The sequence below is a fragment of the Pseudomonas sp. EL_65y_Pfl2_R96 genome (genome assembly GCF_963970905.1).
Lineage (GTDB): Bacteria > Pseudomonadota > Gammaproteobacteria > Pseudomonadales > Pseudomonadaceae > Aquipseudomonas.
This window is the reverse complement of record NZ_CAXAQH010000384.1, coordinates 1-437: the sequence shown is the minus strand read 5'-3', so window position 1 is coordinate 437 and position 437 is coordinate 1. Positions and strand designations below refer to the sequence as shown.

The 437-nt window shown below is 59.3% G+C and carries 1 pseudogene; it reads right to left on the bottom strand.

The annotated features are described in order from the left end of the window. Positions 1 to 261: pseudogene (locus AACY49_RS31175) on the bottom strand (metallophosphoesterase); the annotation flags it as partial. Positions 262 to 437 lie beyond the last annotated feature (176 nt).

Here is a 437-nt window from a genome sequence, read left to right as displayed (position 1 = left end):
TGCGTTGCCGATGCGCAAGATCGACAAGCCGTGAGACAGCTCCCAGGGCACGCCCGGTTCGTCGTCCGGCAACTCGCCGTTTTTCAGCACGTACTGCGCCTGATCGTGCCCCCGCTGGAGCAGCTTGATGATGGCCTCGAACTCATGCGGCTCAAGCTCGCTGACGAGCTTCATCCAGGCCATTTCCATGCGGGTGACCAAGCCGTGAATGCGTACTTTGACCTTGTCGTACTCGTGTTCCCAATGACTGACCAGTGACATGGCGTAATCCTCTCTCCGTAAGGGCTTACAGGGTTTTCATGAATTCGATCAACGCACGCTTGTCGTCGTCGACAGCGTCGTGCCATACAGGTGACCGCTGTTGTGGTTGCCCTCCAGCCGCGTGTCGTACTTGAAGTCCGCCGAGGCCTTGGCCTGCGCGCCGCTGGTGACGAAAC